The sequence below is a fragment of the Halorhabdus sp. BNX81 genome, assembly GCF_029229925.1.
Taxonomy (GTDB): domain Archaea; phylum Halobacteriota; class Halobacteria; order Halobacteriales; family Haloarculaceae; genus Halorhabdus.
The window spans coordinates 1,437,235-1,457,952 of record NZ_CP107254.1; the positions used below are offsets into that span (position 1 = coordinate 1,437,235).

20 protein-coding genes are annotated in these 20,718 nt (G+C 61.3%); 7 read left to right on the forward strand and 13 right to left on the reverse strand.

Going from position 1 to position 20,718, the window contains the following annotated elements:
* Positions 1-17 precede the first annotated feature (17 nt).
* Positions 18-521 (reverse strand): RNA-binding protein, encoded by a 504-nt coding sequence (locus HBNXHr_RS07245; RefSeq protein ID WP_275881639.1) that lies wholly within the window; start codon positions 519-521, stop codon positions 18-20.
* Positions 522-600: 79 nt separating this feature from the next.
* Here HBNXHr_RS07245 and HBNXHr_RS07250 point away from each other — a divergent pair, with 79 nt between their 5' ends.
* The 3 genes from HBNXHr_RS07250 (at position 601) to sepF (ending at position 3,536) form a co-directional block, all read left to right on the forward strand.
* Positions 601-1,920: a ribonuclease R family protein gene (locus HBNXHr_RS07250; protein ID WP_275736576.1), complete on the forward strand. Its 1,320-nt coding sequence runs from the start codon at positions 601-603 to the stop codon at positions 1,918-1,920.
* Positions 1,921-2,105: 185 nt separating this feature from the next.
* Entirely contained in the window at positions 2,106-3,080 is a 975-nt protein-coding gene (locus HBNXHr_RS07255; RefSeq protein ID WP_275881640.1) for a phytoene/squalene synthase family protein, read from the forward strand.
* A 96-nt stretch (positions 3,081-3,176) separates the two neighbouring features.
* Positions 3,177-3,536: a cell division protein SepF gene (sepF, locus tag HBNXHr_RS07260; RefSeq protein ID WP_275736578.1), complete on the forward strand. Its 360-nt coding sequence runs from the start codon at positions 3,177-3,179 to the stop codon at positions 3,534-3,536.
* Positions 3,537-3,556: 20 nt separating this feature from the next.
* Here sepF and HBNXHr_RS07265 read toward each other — a convergent pair whose 3' ends face one another.
* Positions 3,557-3,949 carry a DUF5611 family protein gene (locus HBNXHr_RS07265; protein WP_275736579.1) on the reverse strand — a complete coding sequence of 131 codons (393 nt, stop codon included), beginning with the start codon at positions 3,947-3,949 and terminating at the stop codon, positions 3,557-3,559.
* A gap of 48 nt (positions 3,950-3,997) precedes the next feature.
* The gene (locus tag HBNXHr_RS07270) at positions 3,998-4,759 is read right to left on the reverse strand and encodes a hypothetical protein (protein WP_275881641.1); all 762 of its coding nucleotides are present in this window, start codon (positions 4,757-4,759) and stop codon (positions 3,998-4,000) included.
* 87 nt (positions 4,760-4,846) lie between these two features.
* Between HBNXHr_RS07270 and HBNXHr_RS07275 the strand changes: the two genes are divergently transcribed.
* Positions 4,847-5,140 carry a DUF6432 family protein gene (locus tag HBNXHr_RS07275; protein WP_275881642.1) on the forward strand — a complete coding sequence of 98 codons (294 nt, stop codon included), beginning with the start codon at positions 4,847-4,849 and terminating at the stop codon, positions 5,138-5,140.
* Positions 5,141-5,145: 5 nt separating this feature from the next.
* Here HBNXHr_RS07275 and HBNXHr_RS07280 read toward each other — a convergent pair whose 3' ends face one another.
* Positions 5,146-5,508, reverse strand: a complete 363-nt coding sequence (locus tag HBNXHr_RS07280) for a hypothetical protein (protein WP_275881643.1) — start codon at positions 5,506-5,508, stop codon at positions 5,146-5,148.
* A gap of 250 nt (positions 5,509-5,758) precedes the next feature.
* Complete coding sequence (gene moeB, locus HBNXHr_RS07285; protein WP_275881644.1) at positions 5,759-6,565, reverse strand: molybdopterin-synthase adenylyltransferase MoeB; 807 nt, start codon at positions 6,563-6,565, stop codon at positions 5,759-5,761.
* A gap of 83 nt (positions 6,566-6,648) precedes the next feature.
* On the opposite strand from moeB, the gene HBNXHr_RS07290 reads away from it, so the two are divergent.
* Positions 6,649-7,254 (forward strand): YIP1 family protein, encoded by a 606-nt coding sequence (locus tag HBNXHr_RS07290; RefSeq protein WP_275881645.1) that lies wholly within the window; start codon positions 6,649-6,651, stop codon positions 7,252-7,254.
* 35 nt (positions 7,255-7,289) lie between these two features.
* Here the strand turns inward: HBNXHr_RS07290 and HBNXHr_RS07295 are convergent, their stop codons facing one another.
* The 7 genes from HBNXHr_RS07295 to HBNXHr_RS07325 form a co-directional block, all read right to left on the reverse strand.
* Positions 7,290-8,783, reverse strand: a complete 1,494-nt coding sequence (locus HBNXHr_RS07295) for a carboxypeptidase M32 (protein ID WP_275881646.1) — start codon at positions 8,781-8,783, stop codon at positions 7,290-7,292.
* 155 nt (positions 8,784-8,938) lie between these two features.
* Complete coding sequence (locus tag HBNXHr_RS07300) at positions 8,939-9,757, reverse strand: hypothetical protein (protein ID WP_275881647.1); 819 nt, start codon at positions 9,755-9,757, stop codon at positions 8,939-8,941.
* Positions 9,754-10,659, reverse strand: coding sequence for a metallophosphoesterase (locus HBNXHr_RS07305; protein ID WP_275881648.1), 906 nt, complete (start codon positions 10,657-10,659; stop codon positions 9,754-9,756). Before HBNXHr_RS07305 ends, HBNXHr_RS07300 begins: the two co-directional genes overlap by 4 nt.
* Entirely contained in the window at positions 10,656-11,690 is a 1,035-nt protein-coding gene (locus HBNXHr_RS07310; RefSeq protein WP_275736588.1) for an ABC transporter ATP-binding protein, read from the reverse strand. The genes HBNXHr_RS07305 and HBNXHr_RS07310 overlap by 4 nt, the downstream gene beginning before the upstream one ends.
* Positions 11,691-12,689, reverse strand: coding sequence for an ABC transporter permease subunit (locus HBNXHr_RS07315; protein WP_275881649.1), 999 nt, complete (start codon positions 12,687-12,689; stop codon positions 11,691-11,693). It abuts the gene before it with no gap.
* Complete coding sequence (locus HBNXHr_RS07320; protein WP_275881650.1) at positions 12,686-13,699, reverse strand: ABC transporter permease subunit; 1,014 nt, start codon at positions 13,697-13,699, stop codon at positions 12,686-12,688. The genes HBNXHr_RS07315 and HBNXHr_RS07320 overlap by 4 nt, the downstream gene beginning before the upstream one ends.
* A gap of 4 nt (positions 13,700-13,703) precedes the next feature.
* A complete protein-coding gene (locus HBNXHr_RS07325; RefSeq protein WP_275881651.1) occupies positions 13,704-14,879 on the reverse strand; it encodes an extracellular solute-binding protein in 1,176 nt (391 codons plus the stop codon).
* 1,911 nt (positions 14,880-16,790) lie between these two features.
* On the opposite strand from HBNXHr_RS07325, the gene HBNXHr_RS07330 reads away from it, so the two are divergent.
* Together HBNXHr_RS07330 and HBNXHr_RS07335 are read left to right on the forward strand one after the other, a co-directional pair.
* On the forward strand, positions 16,791-17,198 hold the full coding sequence (locus HBNXHr_RS07330) for a DUF5805 domain-containing protein (RefSeq protein WP_275881652.1): 408 nt from the start codon (positions 16,791-16,793) through the stop codon (positions 17,196-17,198).
* Positions 17,195-18,256 (forward strand): tyrosine-type recombinase/integrase, encoded by a 1,062-nt coding sequence (locus tag HBNXHr_RS07335; RefSeq protein ID WP_275881653.1) that lies wholly within the window; start codon positions 17,195-17,197, stop codon positions 18,254-18,256. The genes HBNXHr_RS07330 and HBNXHr_RS07335 overlap by 4 nt, the downstream gene beginning before the upstream one ends.
* 72 nt (positions 18,257-18,328) lie before the next feature.
* Here the strand turns inward: HBNXHr_RS07335 and HBNXHr_RS07340 are convergent, their stop codons facing one another.
* Complete coding sequence (locus HBNXHr_RS07340) at positions 18,329-20,596, reverse strand: glycoside hydrolase family 3 N-terminal domain-containing protein (RefSeq protein ID WP_275883700.1); 2,268 nt, start codon at positions 20,594-20,596, stop codon at positions 18,329-18,331.
* Positions 20,597-20,718: the final 122 nt, after the last annotated feature.

The following is a 20,718-nucleotide window of genomic DNA, read 5'->3' on the forward strand; positions in this document are numbered from 1 at the left end:
CGGCGACCGTCGTCAGGTCACCCGGAAAACTCGTAGAGGTCGTCGCCGACGTGGTGGATCGTGTCGACGACCTTTCCTTCGTCGCCAAGCATTTGTGACCCGTCGACGCGTGCGCGGCCGACGGCCAGAATCTTGCCGTGGTTCTCCTCGCTGATGACGACCAGATCGCCACTCTCGATCGAATCGTCGGCGTCGACGATGCCGGGCCGCATCACGTCGGCCCCGTCGGAGACAAACGAAATCGCGCCGGCGTCGACGGTGACGACGTTCTCGGCGGGTGGATACGCGTTCGCGCCACGGACCGTGAGGAACGGATCGTCCGTGCTGTCCGGCGATTCGTCGTCGGGAACGTAGAAGACCGCGGGCTCGCCCTCGACGAGGACGACTTCCCAGTCGCTGTCCTCGAAGGTGACTTTCTCGTAGGTGTCGGCGTCCAGTTCGACGTCCAGTCCATCGGCGAGTGCGTCTTCGATCTCGTCGATCGCGTCGGCCCGAAGGTGGTGGCGGGATTTGACGTTCATGTGCGATGGCTGGTCGCGAGTCGGGATAAATCGATTGTTTGTCGAAACGCCTACCTAGCGGGTCCCCGTAGCGGGTGCCATGACCGCCCAGCAGGACGACGACCAGGCCGCCGCGGGCACGCCAGAGGGCCAGGGGCCCGTCGAAATCGACGAGGAACTCGCTCGCCACCTCGAGAACAAACGGGAGGAGCTCTTCGAGAAGTTCGAGATCCCGGACGGATTCCCACCGGAAGTCCTCGAAGAGGCGAACGCGCGAACCGAGGACGTCGGAAGCGAGATCGAAGACGAGATCGACGAGCGCCGCGACCTCCGGGAGATGACGACCTGGACGACCGACCCGATCGACGCCCAGGACTTCGACGACGCCATCTCGATCGAGCACCGCGAGGACGAGATCGTCCTGTGGGTCCACATCGCCGACGTGACCCACTACGTGAATCCTGACACCGCGATGTGGCGTTCGGCCGTCGAACGGGCGAACACCGTCTATCTACCGGGCTACACTGTCCACATGCTGCCGCCGATCCTCGCCGAGACAGTCTGCTCGCTGGTGCCCAACGAGGATCGGCTGGCCCACACCGTCGAGATGCACCTCGACCCCGAGAACCTCGGCTACGAGAACATCGAGATCTACAAGTCCGTCATCCGCAGCGATGCGCGACTGACTTACACTGAGGCCGAGCGGCTGCTCGACGAACCCGAAACGGCCGAAGACGTACTGGAGGACCAGTCGGTCGACCTCGCGGAGAAGACCCAACTTGTGTGGGAACTGGCCGATCGGATGCACGAGCAACGGAAGGAAGACGGGTCGCTCGTGTTGAACCCCCGGCGCGACAGGGCACATACCATCATCGAGGAGTGTATGCTCAAGGCCAACAAGGCCGTCACCCACGTGCTGATGTGGGAGCAGGGTGTCGAAGCGATGTACCGCGTTCACCCACAGCCCAGTCCCGAGGAGTGGAACGAGGCGCTCCAGGAGATCCAGGACCTAGACGGCGTCTCGATCCCGGGCGGGGCCTGGGACGATCCCAGACAGGCTGTCAACGCAACACTTGAGGAGGCCCCAAAACGACAACTCGACAAGATCCAGTGGGCCGTCATGAAAGTGATGCCCCGGGCGAAGTATATGAACGACCCCTTCGGCGGCCACCACGCCCTGAACTTCGAAATCTACGGCCACTTCACGTCGCCGATCCGCCGACTCTCAGACCTCATCAACCACTGGATCGTTCACACCAACGACGTCCCCGAGGATCTGGTCGCGCTGTGTGATCGCGCCAGCGACAAACAAAAAGACGCCGAACAGTGCGAACGGGAGTATAAGAAGTTCCTCGAAGAAGTCGGTCTCGACCCGGCGGCGGTCAACAATCGCGGAATCGAGGTTATCGACGAGGAGTGACCGCGCCGGCGACACGACAAGTGGACCTACAGGACAAGTATGTAAAATCCGTCCGAACTGATTGGGTACGATACTTATGCTCTCTGGCGGAATACTACGATCGTAGTGAGAAGTTTAATTCGCGTTGCAGGTGTCGTCACCATTACAAGCGAGCCACTCTAACTGCGAGTCAACCGATTGTTGCTATGACAGGCCGATCCGTCAAAACAAGCAAGGCGATTCACCGGCGGACCGGGAAGACGTTTTACGTCGCCACCAGATTGCTTCCCGAACGAGTTCGTGAGGCAACGTACGCGCTATACGCGTTTTTCCGGATTGCTGACGATGTGGTCGACCGCCCGGACCCACCTGACGACGATACACAGCGACAGCATCTCGAAGCGATCCGTGCTGCAGCGAAGGGCGACACCCCGCCGTCGGACGTCCTCACGGAAACCGACCGTGAAGTCCTAGAGACGTTCCGGACGCTGGCGACCGAGGCGGACATCGACCCTGAAGAGATCGACGTCTTCATCGATGCGATGGCTCAGGACATCGATCACTCTCGATACGACACCTACGAGGAGTTGCGCGGGTACATGCGCGGCTCCGCGGCTGCCGTCGGGAACATGATGCTGTCGGTCATGGACCCGCCCGAAAGCGAGGCGGCCAAACCCCATGCCAGATCCCTGGCCGAAGCCTTCCAGTTGACGAACTTCGTCAGGGACGTCCGTGAGGACATCTGCGAGTACGACCGGGTGTACCTGCCAGCGGAGACCCTGGACCAATACGGCGTGACGGAGCCACAGCTTCGAACGGGCGAGATGTCCCAGGATGTCGCTGCCGTGATCCGGACCGAACTCCACCGGACGGAGTCGCTGTACCGTCACGGCGTGGCCGGCATCCGGTATCTCCCCGAGGACTGCCAGTTCGCCGTCCTGCTCTCGGCTGTGCTGTATGCGGACCACCATCAACAGATCCGACAGCTCGACTACGATGTGCTCGGTGGAGACGCGTCGCTGACGATGACGAGACGGCTGTGGCTGGTCGTCCGAACCTGGTATCACTGGCGACGAACCCGGGATCCGGAGGCCGCGTTCTACGCAGCCAGCGCCATCTCCGAAGACGGGCCGGCGAGCAACCGACCGGAACCGCAGTTGCGCCCGGACCACGTACTCTAATCAGACGATCGTCGTCCCACCGGGACGACAACCGTGCCAACGAGCGCAATCGTGTCTGACGTAAAACCTATACCCGTCCCGAACACCGGATAAGATATGGGACTAATGAGCAAAATTCTGGGGGGATCAGGTTCCTCTCGCCGGACGGATGATTACGTCGAACTCGACGCCGGTGACGCGAATACAGCCGCCCAGGATGCGGAGACGGAAGTCCGAATCGCTCGAATCGGTGACAAAAAAGACGTCATCGAAATCAAAGACGCCGTCTACGATGGGGACATCGTCCTGGCCGACATCACGCGTCACACGACACAGGATCGAAAGATGGAGCACATCACCGACGAACTCAAGCAGGTCGCAAGCGAAGTCGGCGGCGACATCGTCCAGAAAGACGACGACCAACTCATCATTACTCCGTCCGACGTTGCGGTCAATCGCGAGCGACTCGGCCGGTAGACGGGTCCCGCCGACTTCGATCAGACCGAGTCAGGCGCATCCGCGTCGTCTTCGACCGATCGCTTCATCGAATCGCGACGGGATTTGGCGTCCCGGCCCGTCGCCATCTCCAGAAAGTCGTTTTTGACGTTGACCGCGTCCTCGGCGGCGTCGACGTGCCCTTCAGCGATAACCTCCTCCGCAGGCCGCTCTTCGATATCGAGGGCGAGTTTGTCCTTTTTGCTCCCGTACGGAACAGTCCCGACGGTAACGCGCTCGAACACCGGGTTGTCCGGATCCTCGACGATGTATAGTTCAGTATCGTTGTACGGTTCCGTTCCCGAGATGGGGCCGAAGTACTCTTCGACCGTCTCTCGCATGTCCGGAACCCTGTCTTCGAGATACTCGCCGCGCCGCATCTTGTACTCGCGCATAGGGGCCCGTTCGATACTGTCGGGTTTACCCTTTTCGCGTCGGATTGATCACGCCGCCTCGATGGCGAGCATCCCCTGATGACACTCGGGACAGTAATCCCCCTCACGGAGCGACGACGACTCGATCGGGGTCGTAAATCCACACTCGCGACACCGAAACTCGCCGTCAGTGACGGTCCCGGACTCGGCGTCCGTCCGTTCGATATCGGATTCCGCCTGTTCCAGATCCGGATCGCTGCCCGACCAGACCTCCGCCTGGTCGTCCGCCACCGAGGCGGCTTCCTCGGCCATGCCGTCGGCCGGGTGGTCCGATTCGTTGCCCGGCGTGTCCGGTTCGTTTTCCTCGGCGTGGCTGACTGTCTGTGTTGGAGCCCCGGCATCGGCCTGGGCTTGTTCGTCAGGTTCGGACTCGGGCCACTCGCCGGGATCGCGGTCGAGTTCCTCGTCTGCATCGTCTTCGAGAATAACGCCGTCGTCCTCGGCAGCGGACTCGAACTCCGTCGCATCCTCGGACGGTTCCGCCGTCGTCGTGTCGACGTCATCGACCGGTTCGCCCTCCTCGGCGTCGACGATTTCGGCGTCCGATTCTGTATCCGCTGTCGCTTCGTCGGTCGATTCCTCGCCAACGTCGTCCGGTGTCTTGATCGTGGTTACTTCCGTGTTCTCGGAGACGACGCGCGTTTCCCCACACCGGGCGCACGTTTCGATCTCTCTGATCGTGCTAACGACCTCGTTTCCCTGTTCTTCACGGTCGCGCTCGACGGTGGTCTCACCGAAGTCGTGACCGAGCAGCGAACACTTGATACCCATTGCCATGAAGTGGCCACCTGCGAGTTATAAGCGTACTGCTTGGACAGTGGGGACAAGTGTAAGACCTGCCGCCGCAAACGTATTGGTATGCAAGCGAAGCCGGAGTATCGTGACCGGGATGAGACGGACGTGGCGGTGCTCGATGCCCTGGCCGAACGTGGCGAAGATGGCATGACCGTCTTCGAGTTGCGATCGTCCGTCGACGTCGATATCGACCAACTCGAGACGGCGCTGTCGAAGCTCAAAGCTGACGACCTCATCGAAGCGACCGACGAGGGCGAACAGACACGGATCGCTCCGGATAGCGACGTCATCGGTCCCGAAAGTGACGACGACACCGACACGTTCGTCGATCGAATCCGAGAGCGATTTTCCCTGTAATCAGGTCAGATCGTTACGAACACGACCGACAGATTCTGTGCCACGATCACCATTCCGGCACCGATCATCCCGAAAAACCAGAGTCGCCATCCGGGGACTTGCTTGACTTGCTCGCGACAGGCGAGCAGGACGAAACTGGCGTAGAGGGCGACGGCTCCTTTGAGGAACACGACAGCGAAGGGATCGACCGCGAGGAGCAGCCGAAGCAGGGGATTGATTTCACTGGCCAGCGATCCCGTGACGTTTGCGGCCAACACCGTCGAAAACGTGTCTCCGATGCCCCAGATGACACCCATCAGTAGCACTAAGACGCCATACCGAGGCGTCTCGATCTCGAGTGACTGGCGGACACGATGCCGAACTGCCATGCAATTGCGCTAAATTCCGGCAGCCGGGGTAAAAAACACCGTGGTCGAATTATTCTTTCTGATTATTGGGTCTGGTTTCAATTTGGCGGTCAGAGAGTCTGCTATGGATTTTACCCAAATAGATAATGGAATTGAATTATCAAATGTGGAAGTAGCCTACGTCGGCTCGTCCCCGGTGTGCGTGCCGGATCACCCGGGATCGCTCCATCGGGCATGATGGGGCCTCCGTGGTTGATCCCGATGCAGTGAGCTATCCTTCCGACGCCGGACTGTGTTTCGGGCCATCGCCAGCCGTTTCGACGGCCGATTGCCCGCCGCAAGTCTGACAGTCCGGCCGGGATTCGAACCCAACCTCGGAGAAGGACATCGACCGGGCATCGTATCTGAGTAGTCGCCCGGTAAGCGTCCCGTCGATATCCAGAAGTAGTTTTATCGCTTCACTCGCCTGGATCGACCCGATTACGCTCGGGACGGCACCCAGTACGCCCGCCGTTGCACAATCCGGAACCGCGCCGTCCGGTGGTGCCTCCGGGAACAGACACCGATAGCATGGGTCCCCGCCGTCGAATGTCGAAACCTGGCCGTCAAACCCTGAAACGGCCCCGTGGACGAGTGGCCGGTCGGCCGCCGTACAGGCGTCATTCAGCGCGTAGAGGGCCGATAGACTATCAGTCGCATCGACCACGACGTCGTACCCCTCAAGTATCTCCCCATCGCCGTCGAACCGCAGCTCGTAGCGATCGACGGTGACATCGGGGTTGAGTTCGGCGACGAACTCGGCGGCACTGTCCACCTTGGCCCGGCCGATGTCGCTGGTTCCGTGGACGACCTGTCGCTGGAGGTTACTCCGCTCGACGATGTCGTCATCGACGAGCCCCAGGGTACCGACACCCGCGGCCGCCAGATACTGGACGACGGGTGCGCCGAGCCCGCCGACGCCGACGACGAGCACGGACCCCTCAAGGAGTTTGGCCTGTCCGCTCGGGCCGATGTCGTCCATGACGATCTGTCGGGCGTAGCGATCGAGTTGCCCCTGATCCAGATCCGGTGATGGCATGGCGGAAACTACTGTCTTCCGCGTGGATAAGGGATCCGCCCTAATATGAAAATGCTTAGTACACATGAACTGTCACCATCGCTATGGCCCCAACCACGCCGCTTCGAAGCCCCTCCGAGTACTTTCAACGCAACGATCGCCCCTCGCTGTTACTCGGTGCTGGGATCATTCTGTCTGAAGCGATTCTCGTGGCGATCCTCGCCTGGCAGTTCCTTCGGGACGTCATGGCACAAATCGACATGTCCCCCGCTGAACGTGCCAGCGTGGAGGGTGTGATCAATAACGGCGTTTTCAGAATCTTCATCAGCATTTTTCTCGGCTGGCTGCTCATCGCCGCCATCTTGCACGTCTTCGTCTGGTTCGCCGACGGCGACCGGGGATTCGGGACGACGCTGGCGGTCGTCGGCGAGGCGGACCTGGTCTCGATCGTTCTCTTGCCGGTCACAGCCGCTGGGCTGTTTCTGATGGTTGGAACGGTCCCATCGGATCCCGCTGAAGCCGCCAGGTTCTTAGAGCGGACCGGGGTCCATTCGTCGGCGGTTGGGTTGTTCGCGAGTATCTTCGGACTCGTATGGAAAGCGAGCATCCAGGGGATTGGACTCGCCGAAGCCCACGATGTCTCCGTGAGCAAAATGCTGACGGTAACGTTCGTGCTCGGCTTTCTCGGTTTCCTGCTCAATCTGGCCTGAGCCCTGCTGACAGGGAGTGACTTCAGCAGAGAGAATCAGAGATCGTACAGGGCCCCGTACTTTTCCGTCACATACTCTAAGAAATGATCAGCGGTGTAGGCTTGCCCGGTCGCTTCCTCGATGAGGGCGTCGGTCGTGTATCGCTTGCCGTGTCGGTGGACGTTCTGCGTGAGCCACTCGTGGAGGTCCTCGAACTCACCGGCGCGAACGGCGTCGTCGATCGGGCCGATGGCCGCCTCGGCAGCATCGTAGAGTTGGGCCGCCAGCACGCTCCCCAGTGAGTACGTCGGGAAGTAGCCGAAGGTGCCGTTCGTCCAGTGGATATCCTGCAGACACCCCTCGGCGTCAGTGTCCGGCCGGATGCCCAGGTACTCCTCCATCTTGTCGTTCCAGACCGCCGGGACCTCGCTGACGTCCAGATCGCCGGCGATCAGATCGCGTTCGATCTCGAACCGGAGGACGATGTGCATGTGATAGGTGAGTTCGTCCGCCTCGACCCGAATGGGATTGTCGTCGTAGACCCGGTTGACCGCGCAGTATGCGTCTTCGGCACTCGTTTCGATACCGAGGTGATCCTTGACAGTCGGCATGAAATACTCCCAGAAGGCGTGTGAGCGGCCGACGTGGTTCTCCCAGAGACGTGATTGTGACTCGTGGACTGTCAGGTCCCGGGCATCGCCCAGCGGCGTGCCGTACTGCTCGTCGGGAAGTCCGAGGGCATACGTCGCGTGGCCGAACTCGTGGATCGTCGAGGACAGTGAGTCGAGTGGCTTCGCCTCGTCGAACCGCGTCGTGATCCGGGCGTCGAACTGGGTCCCGGACGTGAACGGATGCGATGAGGTATCGAGTCGCCCGCGATCCCAGTCGAACCCCAGGTCCTCCAGCGCCGCACGGACCAACGCCTCCTGCTCGTCGACGGGATACGTCCCATCGAATGGACGGGGCTGGGTCACCTCACTATCGGCTATCTCGTCTATCAGTGGGACGAGTTCGTCTCGAAGTCGACCAAGAATCCGCTCGGCGGTGTCCAGCCCGAGATGCGGTTCGAACTCCTCGAAGAGAACTGCATATGGATCACGGTCAGGGTCGATGGCTTCAGCGTACTCCCGGCGAAGGTCCACCAGCTCCTCCAAGACGGGTGCGTACGTCTCAAAGTCGTCGTCCGCCCGTGCCTGCTCCCAGACTGGCAAGGCTTCCGACGTGGCCTCCGAAATCCGCTCGACGAGATCCCGCGGAACCTTCCGCGCACGTTCGTGTTCGCGGCGGATCTCCCGTACGACCGCTTGCTGTTCGGGGTCGAGCGACGTATCTTCGAGGGCCGCGAGGTATTCGCCCAGATCGTCGTCCGTCAGGAGATCGTGATGAAGCGTCGAGAGTGCCGACTGCTGTTTGGATCGTGCGGGTGTCCCGCCCTCCGGCATCATCACCTGTTGGTCCCACTGGAGCAAGCCGCCTGCATCGGCCACGTAGCTGAGTTGCTGTACGTGATCGAGAAACTCGTCGTACACATCTGGCGTGTCGGCTGACATACCGAGCAGTTCGGTCGGCCCCGGCAAAGACCCGACGGTTCAGTCGGAACTCGCCGGCGACCGAACTCCCAGTTGCCCGTTCGGAGTGTGTGCATGGTCGAAAGCGGTGCAGTTCCGTAATCTGGGCCACCGGCGGAGCGAAACGCCGATCCTCGTCACTGTATACCCGGGAGATGTAGCTCCCCGACCCACTCGGGGGCATCCCCGCGCCACTCCTTGCTGGGTACTTCCGCCGGTGTCTTCGCAGTTTCGTACCAGGTGCTGTTCCCTCGGAGGGCCCCAAACTGTGCACGAAGCCGGGACACGTTACCAACGCCGCGTCGGACGTACAGCGCGGGGACCGACACCGGAGTGGACCGGTAGATCGAAAGCGATGACGGGGCACGGAACTCGTCGGTTGCCGCCAGCGCGACCCGTTCGTTGTCGAGTGCCTCCCCGGATGGGGCAGTATGCCACCGCACCCGTGTCGGCGGTACCCGCAAGTTCCCCACGCTGGCGAGCGCGGCGTGGGCCGGTGTCGAAAGCGGGTCGCCAACTGCAATCCAGCGATCCTCTGGCAGGCGGTCCAGGTCCGGGTTCCTGGTGACGATCCGCACGTCGTAGGTCATCCCGTGGTCGGTACCGCCGAGACTAGGCCACACGAGCGGGTCCACCAATTCCGCCTCCAGCGCGGCAGTCCCCGCGACGGCACCTAACTCGACCACGTCGTAGTCACCGTCAGCGAGCCCCCGGAGAAGTCTGTATTCATTGTGTGCCCGTCCGACACGCACGTTCATCAACAACGGTAGGGCGTTCTCAAGCTGGTCGATGACCCGCCGGCGAGCAGCGGCGCGATAGTCTGTAGGGACCACAGGGGCCAGGCCGACGCGGAGCTGCCCGCCGAAGGACCTCCAGGCGTCATTAGTTGCCACAGCGGTCACCGCAAGCCCGCCGGCGCTCGTTCCCGCGAGCGCGAGCAGGCGACGGCGGTTCATTGTGGCTCTGACCCCACGCGATCGGCAGCGAGTGTGACGACTGCCTGGCCGAGATCCGTCCCAGTCGCCCCGAGCATGTAGGCCTCGGTCCGCTCTGCTGGGGTCGTGACAGGCATCCGGCGGACGGTCGTACCCTCCGGCCCCACGTCGATGACAAGATACGATGGCGGATACGAACACAGCGCCGGCGCGATCACCTCGTGAACGTCACCATCGCGCTGGACGGACGGAATGTGATGATGCCCGCTGACGACGAGCACCGGCCCGTGCCCGGTGAGAACGTCCTGCAGGGCGTCCGCGTTCTGGAGCGGAAAGTTCCGCCAGAATCCGCCGGTGTGTTCCGGCTGTGCGAACAGGTTGTGGTGGACGACGACCACCGGCACTCTGGGACCATCAAGCCGCTCGGCCAGCCAGTCTAGCTGGTCCTGGGAGACGCGTCCACCCCAGGTGTCACGGAGCGACCCGTCGGTGGTTGCCGCGCTGTTCAGACAGTAGACGTCGAGTCCACCGACCCGCTCACGGAACGGGTAGCCACCCGACGTGTACCGGTCGGCGAAATCTTCGACGGGCAGCACCTCGTGGTCGACGAACGACTTGGGGACGTCGTGGTTACCCGGAACCGTCAGTGGGCCCGAGAGTGGGGCGACGAGTTCGTCATAGCGGTCGAAATTAGCTGGTTCGCCGTCCTTCGTAAGGTCGCCCGCGACGACCGTGGCATCGGGCGACGCCGACTGGATACCGTCGACAGCCCGACTGAGGAACGTCTCGGTTCGGTGGTAGCACTTCCAGGTGCCCTGTGCTCGCGTCGACAGGTGTGGGTCAGCGATAACCCCCAATCGGGTTCGTTTGGCTGCCGTCACTGCGGGGAGGCGGGCAAGGAGGTGCCCATCGACCCCGTTCATGCGTTGGCGGCGTCCGTCGGGAGCAGGTGGACACGGTCCGAATCGAGCGAGAGTGTTACGTCGCCGTTATCAGGCGCGTTCTCGGGGTCAAAGCGCAGTGTCAACTGCTGGTCGTCAGGCGTTCGCGCGCTCACCCGGACGTGTTCACCCAGATAAAAGCGATCCTCGACGGTCGCCTCGACGGGACCGCCGTCGAGGGCGAAGGCCTCCGGACGGGCGACCACCGTCACGTCGCCCTCCGGGGCACCCGGGGGTGCCTCGATGGCCGCGTGACCCAGATCCAGCGTCCCGTTTTGGACCGTCGCGTCCAGCCGGTTCGACGTGCCGACGAAATCGGCCACGAAGCCATTGGCCGGTGACTCATATATCTCCGCCGGGGTGCCCACCTGTTCGATGCGGCCGTCGTTCATCACCGCGAGACGATCACACATCACCATCGCCTCGGCCTGGTCGTGGGTGACGTACAGCGACGTAACGTCGATATCCTCCAGCAGCGTGCCGATTTCCTCTTGCAGCCGAGATTTGAGTTTCGCATCCAGGCCGGTCATCGGCTCGTCGAGCAACAGGACGCGTGGCTCGATGGCCAGTGCCCGGGCGAGTCCAACTCGCTGCTGTTGGCCGCCCGAGAGTGTCGTCGGGTCGCGGTCGCCCAGCCCGCCGATATCGAGCAGGTCGAGCAACTCGCTCGCCCGCTTTGCCCGTTGTTCCGGGGACACGTCCCGCATCTGCAGGCCGAACTCGACGTTTTCCCGAACGGTCATGTTATCGAACAGCGCGTAGGACTGAAAAACCAGTCCGACATCGCGCTGTTCGGGCGGGACGTGGGTCACCGCCTCGTCGTCAAACAGTACCCGTCCCGCATCGGGAGTTTCGAAGCCCGCGACGGTTCGGAGGGTCGTGGTCTTGCCACAACCTGAGGGACCGACGAGTCCCAGCGTCTCACCCGGTTCGACCGTCAACGAGACGTCGTCGACGGCGAGCGTTTCGTCGAAGCGTTTCGTGATGTCGTCGATTCTAACACGTTCGGCCATCTATTGGACACCTCCAACCGAAAATCCGTTCTCACCGACGTAGTTCAACAGCGCCGTCACCGCGGCCACGATGACGAAATAGATGGAGATGGCGGCCGCGGCCCGCAAAAACGGGTTGTTCGAGATGTTCTCGAAGAGGAACAACGAGAACGGACGTGGGCCACTCGCGTAGATCACGTACGAGAAATTGAATTCGGCGGCCGCAAGCGTCCAGCAAATGATCGATCCCGAGATAATGCCCTGCTTTGCGCCGGGGACGATGACCCGGAGAAACGTGGTCGTCCAGGAAGCCCCGAGCGACCGGGCGCTTTCCTCCATGCTGCGCAAGTCCATCGATTCGAACGCCGACTGGACCGCAAGCACCATGTAGGGAATCTTCAGCAACGAGTAGCCAAGCACCAGCGCGATGATGCTTGGCAAGTTGGGGTAGGTTTTCAGGAAGGCGATCCCGAGGATGATGCCCGGGACGATCGGCAGGACGGCGAAGGTATTCATCCACCGCCGGCCGGTGAACTCGTAGCGAGTCACCGCGTAGGCGATCGGAACGCCGACGAGGAGGTTGATACACACGCCCGCAAGCGCCAGCAGGACGCTGAGTCCGAGCGCCATCGGGATCGGCGTCTGTACGGCAAAATCGAACGGGAAGTGCACCGTCAAATCGGGCACCACGGGCAGTTGGAGGACGAAAAGGATATCCGGCGCGACGAACGTCCAGAACCCCCCCATCCCGCGCTGTGCGCCGAGGTCGCCTCCCGCGATGCCGAGCGCCTGCGCCCAGTTATCCAGTGTGAGTCCGCCGCTGGGCAAGATACCGGTCCAGTTCTCGAAGAACGATCCGACGACGGTTATCAGCACTGGTCCGATGAGGAAAGCCACGGTGGCAAACAAAAGCGCCGTGATCACCGTCCGGCCGTATCGGGCGGACAGCCGACCCAGACGGCCCGGCGTGCGATCGGGGACCGTCCCCGTTACGATCCCCGTCTCGTCGGGAGCGGTCATCGCCCCACCTCCGCGCTGGTATAGCGCAGGCCGAGAAAGGTAAACAGGACCGTGAAGACAAAGAACACACTCGCGAGCGCGGAGGCGATGTTCAGTTCGTAGCCGACCCCGACCAGTTGATCGAACCGGAACGTCACGACTGACAGAGACTTCAGGACGAGGACGGTCCCGAAGATGGCGAGTGCCGTCCGGAATGTGAGGATGAGGGCACCGACGATACCCGGCCGAATCTGCGGGAGAGTGACGTACCGGAACGTCTGAAGGGGAGTCGCACCCAGCGATCGGGCAGCCTCCTCGGCATCGGTGTTGACCTCCGCGTAGGTGCCACGCAACAACAGCGTCGCCCGGGGAATCATCGAGTAGATGTAGCCGAAGAACAGCCCGACGATGGCCAGGGTCGTTCCGGAAGGCTGGCCGGTGAGTTGGATGTCGACCGGTTCGGCACCGGTTATGACGGCGAAAACATTGGTCAGAAACCCAGTCTGACCGAACAGCACGATCATCATGAAGGCGGCGACGATCCCTGGCAGGCTGATGGGGAAGGAAATGAGCGTTATTAGCATGTCCTTGCGGGGGAGATCGTACTTCTCGAGCCCGTGGGCGATAGCGATACCGAGCGCCACACTCGCGACGGTAGTAACCGCGCCGAACCACAGGGAGTTCCAGATGGTCCGCCCGTAGACCGGATTGACGGCCTCGCCCCCGACCGCGATGGCGGCCGAGAGGTCCGTCCCGACGACCGGGACGAACGCAGCAATGGAGGCGAACAATTGCCGATAGGGCTCCAGGGTCCACCCCTGAACCTCGTAGAGGAACTGCTCGGAGACGCTGATCCGGAACATCTTCACCAGCGGAATGAAGGCCCCGAACGTCGCGAGGGCGAAAAACGGGACCGCCAGCAGCGCGATACGACGACGCTTGCGGCCCCGCTCGGTGGCTGGGAAAGCCAGCCGCCCCGGGCGGGTTTCCCTGATGCGACCACGCAGGCCGGACTCCTCAAGTGTGGACATGGACTCAGTAGCCGGTTAGGCCGACGCCCTGGCCGATTTCCTTGATGATGCTTTCCTGATTGTCGATCAGTTTGCCATAGTCGACTTGGAACTCTTTGCCCTCATAACGGTCCTGGGATGGGAATTTTTCCGGCGTTTCGAGTTCGTCCGCGCGAATCGGGCGGACGAAGGCGTCGAAGAATTTTCGCTGCCCGTCCTTCGAGAGCACGTAGTCCATAAACAGCTTGCAGGCCTCAGGGTTGGGCGCATCCTTCAGCATTGCGTAGCCGTATGGCTGGTTCAGCGCACCCATGCCTTCGGGGCCGTTCAAGAACCTGACGCCGACCTGGTCCTCGGAGACGGAGTCCGCGTTGTACTTCAAGTCCAGCCCGGTATAGTCATATTCGACGAAGGTCTGGATCTCGCCTTTGCTGAACTTCTGCTCGACGTTACCGGCAAAGACTGCGCCCTTGCGCTTGACCTCGTTGTAGAAGTCGATGACCGGCTGGACATCGTCCAAGGAGCCGCCATAGGCGTTGTTGATCGAGAGCGCCCCAGCTAGCCCGACGGCTGCCTGCGGGGGCTGGTACTGGGTCTTGGCAGCGATCTCCTCCTGTTTGAGATCCTCCCAGGTCTCGGGTGGATCGATATCCTGCTCCTCGTAGAGGTCCTTCCGGTAAATGACCGCGGTGGTCATCCGACGCGTCGCGGTGACGTGGCCGTCATCGGTCTTCAACGAGTCCGGCACCTTGTCGTAGTTGGCCGGCTTGTAGGGCTGGGTGAGCCCCTCGTTGCGAGCGATCACGCCGAAGGTGTAGCCACCGTTCATCGCCGAGTGATTCGGATTCTGGGCGTTCTGGCGGGCATGGGAGAGTGCCTCGCCGGAGGAGCGCTGGTCGTCGTTGAGTGAGACGTCGTACTCATTCTCGAAGCCCTCCATAAGCGCCTCCCAGTTCGACCACCCCGTCTGGACGGCGTAGATGAAGAGTTTATCCGGAAAGGTACTCGCTGAGACCGTCGTCCTATAATCACCGTAGCCGACTTCATGAGTCCCACCGCTACCACCCGATCCATCGGCGTCACCGGGAGCATCGGTACCCGCACCGCCGCCCCCGTCATCACTGTTCGCCGAACAGCCCGTGAGTCCAGCCCCGGCTGCGATACTGATACCAGTCAAGAACCGCCGTCTGGTGGAGTTCATCCAGGTGGACCGGCGGACGAACCCAACAAAGGGGTTTATAATACCCGTATCGGGTAGTCGGTTCGGCTCATGCCCCCTGGTCTGTGATCTAGTCTCAGTGGGAGCCAACAAGACCGATCACGAGCAGTTTATAGATTATTGACCCACTATAGAGACTCTACAGCGGGCGATGGATGAGATGAAACCCACAGTGAGCAGTCCTCACTGACGGGACTCACCGCTCATTTCCTGACCGGTCACGACCAAGCGAGCTACTCAAAGTCCGTATCTCCGAGATCTCCCAAGGTTCGCGAGCACTCCGATCAGACCACCAACTCTCGGCACACACCTCATGAGACAATCAGTCTCAACTGCTGGAGAAGACTGAGATCATATAGCGATATTTGGTTTACGAGTGGCAGATGCGAGGATAATACGTATACCGACCATTGAGAACCCATCACTGAAAATTATAGTTTTGGGCTGGTCCTGGGGAACGAAGCACTGGACAAGGGCCCATTGTAGGTCCTGGACTCGCCTCGAATGAACAATCAGCGCCATTCGCACGCCCATGGAGTCGCTACTGTGGGGCCCCCACACGAACTACGGTGAAAGCGCCCGAAAGGCGTGTCAATCGTTTCGTATACGGCCTGCGGATTCAACGTCGTACAACGACAATGGGACTCCAAAACGGACTGAAAGCTGAACGTATCCTCCTCACGCTGTCCCGGGTTGCTGTGTGTAGACTACGACATGATGCAAGCACGCCTCATCGGTAGTGGTTAGTAAACGAATTCGGCTGCGAACAGCCAGAAATCCCCGGCCAGCGACCCTGGCGTCCGCGGCTATGCCGCGTCGCTCGGGAAAGCACCGCTCTGCCGGTGACGCACGCACTGGAGCGCAGCGAGCAGCGAGACCTCGGCTGTTCGACAGGGTTCGGCGCAACCCGTGAGAACGAAACGACCCGTCGAGGCCGCGGGAGCTGGGAATGCGGGGACTCGCTCTCTGAACTGCTTCCCGCTACCCGACACACGAGGCTCATCGACCGAAACTACCACGTCTCGGCTCCAGGACCCTCACCCCAAGTCCGCGTTGGGTTGGCAAGGCCACCAGCAAACGTAGTGAAACCACGAGAGAAGTCCACATTAGAACTCTTCGGCGGTAGCTCATCGACAATCGCCCATTCGACATCCGGGGATCTGAGAAACCGATACGCAGTGCAGGAATCCACGCCGATGAGTTCAAACGCTTAGATCCGCCCGAAAGACTCAACCAGAACCACATCTTTCCTCTTGGACTGCCCCGGTCGCTGGGAAATGGATTTGGGAGCGATAGATGAACGAAACGACGCCAAGATGAAAAGCATCCCTACGGAAGCAAAATTGTAACCGAAATATCGATCGACGGAGCCAATCGACATCGAAGCGTGATGTACCACAGAGGGTTCCAACCCCCAGACCACTGAAACCGTATCGAGAAACGGCCGGTAACCGAAGGCCTACAACCAATCAGCTGTCCGCGGATGCAATGCCAACTCATCTCGAACGCTGACGTGCCGTGAGTGGTTTTGAACCAACATATTACTGCCGCCCCATCACGGATGGACGATATCGGGACCGAAGATGCGCTCTGCCCCGGCCCCCATTCAGTATGGTGGAGCCGTGTTTTCGAACGATGACCCCCAGGGTTTGACCGCCGAAAAGAGGCCTTTGTGCACACGGGCATATTTGTTAGTGTATCGTCAAGACACGGCCCTGTGCAACGGTGAATTTAGTTATCCGTGTATATGCAACTATACGATACCTAGTATACATAGATTTACGGAATAAAAACCGCATCCCTCGGGGAGAGATGGTGATATCTACACGGATAACCCCTCTTATCGGCAATTGTAGGGACAGATTGAAGGTGGGACGAATCGAACGACCGAGCATGCCGGATGAAGAGTCGACGTCCCGAACAGCTGTCAAGACGTACGTCCCGGCCTACCAAAAAGATGCCTGGCAGTCCCATGCCGACGAACTTGGGATGAGCCAAAGCGAGTTCGTCAGGACGATGGTCCAGGCCGGACGGCGGCATTTTTCAGAGGACGAGACAGTTGACGCTACTCGGACACCTCAGCCGAAACCCACTGACGTTAGCCAGACAGGCGAAGGTGGCCTGGCCGATCGCGTCCGCGAGCAGCTGTCAAGCGCGGGCGCACTAACATGGGACGAGCTGGTCGCCGCCTTGACAGACGACATCGAGGCACGGCTCGAAGATACACTGGACGAACTCCAGGAGAAAAACGCCATCAAGTATAGTGGCCGTGAGGGCGGCTACACCCTGGTCGAACCATGAGTGCCGGTACTGCCATCCCAGAGGAGGTTGAAGATCCGATCGAGTACTTCCTGACGGATATTACCTACCAGGGAAAGAGCCAGCGGACGAGTGACGCTTACGAACGGGTCCTCAGGGACTTCGAAGCATCACTCCGTGAGAACGGCGAGAAGCCCCTCGCTGTGGCCTCACATCGTGATTGTATGGCGTGGATCCATTCCCAGCGAGAAGAACTCTCAGAGAGCACTGTGGCCACGTACGCGTCCTATCTACACCGATTTTACGCCTATATGACCCAGATCGGCGTCTTCGATTCGAATCCGATGGCGATCGTCGTCGAAGAGATGGACGAACGGATCGACGCTGATCCGGCTCGTCGCGACGTTTCGATCCCGGAAATGCAGGGCTTCGTCTCCGGAATCGATCATCCGCTGGACCGTGCGGTAATCGTCACGTTGCTGAAGACCGGGATGCGAGTCGGCGAGCTGTGTAATCTCGATCAGCGCGACCTCCATCTGTCCGATGATCCCCGCGAATCGGTAACGACACGACCCGCCCTCGATGGGCGACCCGACTCACTGTTCGTCGCAAGTGAGCCCTCCCGGGGTGCAACAGTGAATGGCGAGCAGCGGGCTGCCTCGAACAAGCGCCGGCGAGACACAGTCGTTCCTGTCGATGACGATCTGGCCGAGACGCTCCGGGCCTGGCTGGATGTTCGTCCTGACCCGGTTTCGTCCGCGCGTCCGCTGTTTACCAGTACGACGGACAACTGGGGCCAGCGGATCACGACTGATGGGGTACGTCACATCGTCACCAGCCACGCAAGTGAGCATGGGTGGTACGACAACGGTGGCGGTGTCGAGGAAAACGTCACTCCACATTACTTCCGGCACTTCTTCACCACACACCTTCGAGATCGAACCGGTGACCGTGGGATCGTGAAGTATCTGCGCGGTGACGTCGCCCAGGATATCATCGATACGTACACCCACGATTGGGGAGATCGGGTTCGTGACGTATACGAAAATCACATTTATCAGCTTCCGGTGGCTGCATATTGTACGATGCCAGAGACATAAATCACATATCGCTATATAGATATCGGCCCCATCCGGGACGCATGGTTGCACCCACAAACGCGACAATGAGCGCTAGCTGATCGGCTCGATACTGGTTTGGGTGAGGTACGAGCGAGCGGAGCGCGGTACGGCCTTCGTGTCCGTCACGTCGAACGCAGCAGTGTCGACGATATCGGCCGCGGATGTGCCGACGCGGAGTTCGTATGGCCCCTCTTCGACGACGAGGCTCATGGCCAAATCGTGGTAGGCAAGCCGAGTCATGTCGATTTCGAAGCTGACGCGCTTTGACTCGCCGGGTTCGAGATGCACGCGCTCGAAGCCGAGCAGTTCCTGGACGGGACGGGCCTGGTTCGGGTTCTCGGCGTGCTGGTAGAGCTGGACGACGTCGTCACCGGCGACGTCACCTGCATTCGTAACTGTGATAGTCGCAGTAAGTGTCCCCATCGGCGCGACCGTCTCGGCGTCGAGTTCGAGATCGCCGTACTCGAAGTCGGTGTAACTCAGCCCGTAGCCGAACGGATACAGCGGCTCGCCATCGTCGTAGACGTGCTCCTCGTTCGCGGAATTGGGTTTGCGGCTGTAGTAGACTGGCTGCTGCCCGACGGATTTAGGGATCGAAAGTGGCAGGTGTCCGCTCGGATTGTGGTCGCCGAACAGCACGTCCACGATTCCGTTGCCGCCCTCCTCGCCGGGTAGCCACGCGTGAAGCAGGGATGAGACTGTCTCGGCAATCTCCGGGATCGCGTGGGGTTTGCCGCTGACCAGCACGACGATCACCGGCGTCTCCGTCTCGGTGAGGCGGTCGAGCAGGTCCGCCTGCACGCCCGGCAGCCCGAGATCGGTGACGTCGCTCCCCTCACCGCTGGTCGGGATCATCGACTGGTTGCGGTGCGCGAGATCGTCGTCGGAGAGATCGACGGCCGAGCGTGCGCCGACGCAGGCGATCGCCACGTCCGCATCCGTGGCTGCCTCGGCAGCCATCTCGAACTGCTCGGTCGAGGGGCCGGACGTGGTACAGCCTTCGACGTATTCGACGGCGAACCCAGCGTCTATACCGCGCGTTTCGAGGGCGTCACGTGGCGTCGTCGCCTCGAAGTCGGTTTCTTCCTGATTGAAGTGCGCGGGGTATGCGTAATCACCTAGGAGTTCCTGATCGTCGTCGGCCTTCGGGCCGAGGAGGGCGACCGTGTCGAGGTCGCCTCCCAACGGAAGCAGCCCATCGTTTTCCAGCAGCGTGATCGACTTACGGGCCGCCTTCTGGGCAAGTCTGGCTTGTTCGTCGGTGTTGAAGGCTTGCGGGGCAGCTTCGGGATCGACGAACGGATCATCGAGCACCCCGGTTTCGATCTTCGCCCGGAGGACGCGACCGACGGCGGTGTCGATCGTCGCTTCGCTTACCTCTCCCGCCTCGAACGCTTCGAGCAGTGGGTCACCGTAGCAGTCGGTATTTGGCAACTCGACATCGAGACCGGCCTCCAGTGCGGCCACGCCGGCCTCGCGTTTGTTGGCGGCGACGCCATGTTCGCCATCGAGCAGAGCGACGCTGCCGTAGTCCGAGATGACTGGCCCCTCGAATCCCCACTCTCCCCGGAGGACGTCCGTCAGGAGCCACTCGGAACTGGCACAGGGGACGCCGTCGATGTCGTGATACGCGTTCATGATCGAGGCGGCGTCGCCGTTCCGGATCACCGCCTCGTAGGGGTAAAGGTGGACCTCCCGGAGTTCACGCTCACCGAGCTGGACCGACGAGCGGTTCTTGCCGCCTTCCCCCATTGCGTGGCCAGCAAAGTGCTTGAGTGTGGCGTGGACGTCACGACCGTCTCCCCGAACGGTGTCCGTGGCCTGTAATCCCGAAACGTAGGCACGCGCCATCGCTGCCACGAGCTGGGGGTCTTCGCCGAACGTCTCCTCGACGCGGCCCCAGCGGAGGTCGCGCGCGACGTCGAGCACCGGCGAAAGCCCGTGGACCGCACCGATCGCCTGCAGCTGGGTTCGGACCACGCCGGTGACCGATTCGAGCAGTTGCGGCGACCACGTGCTCGCCATGCCGATCATCTGCGGGAAGACGGTTCCCTGGGGACCCATGTAGCCGCTCAGGCACTCCTCGTGTGGAATCGCCGGAATCCCGAGCCGCGTTTCCTCGATGAGGTACTCCTGGAGTTGGTTCGTGAGTAGCGCGGCCCGTTTCGGATCGAGATCGCCCTCGCCGGCAGTGCGGGTGAGATGACCGATCCCGTCGCGCAGCTGTGCTTCGACGCCGTCTCTCTCGAGCGTTTCGTCCTCGATGAAATGCGACGGATTGGCCGAGCCGAGTTGTGCAACCTTCTCCTCGATGGTCATTCGGTCGAGCAGGTTCGAAACCCGTCGTTCAGTGCGTCCCGTGGTTTTCCGCTCCGAATGATCGTCTGATGGGGCCACAACGACGGTCCGTGCTCGGCACGCGGAGTTGAACGTTTCGGAGG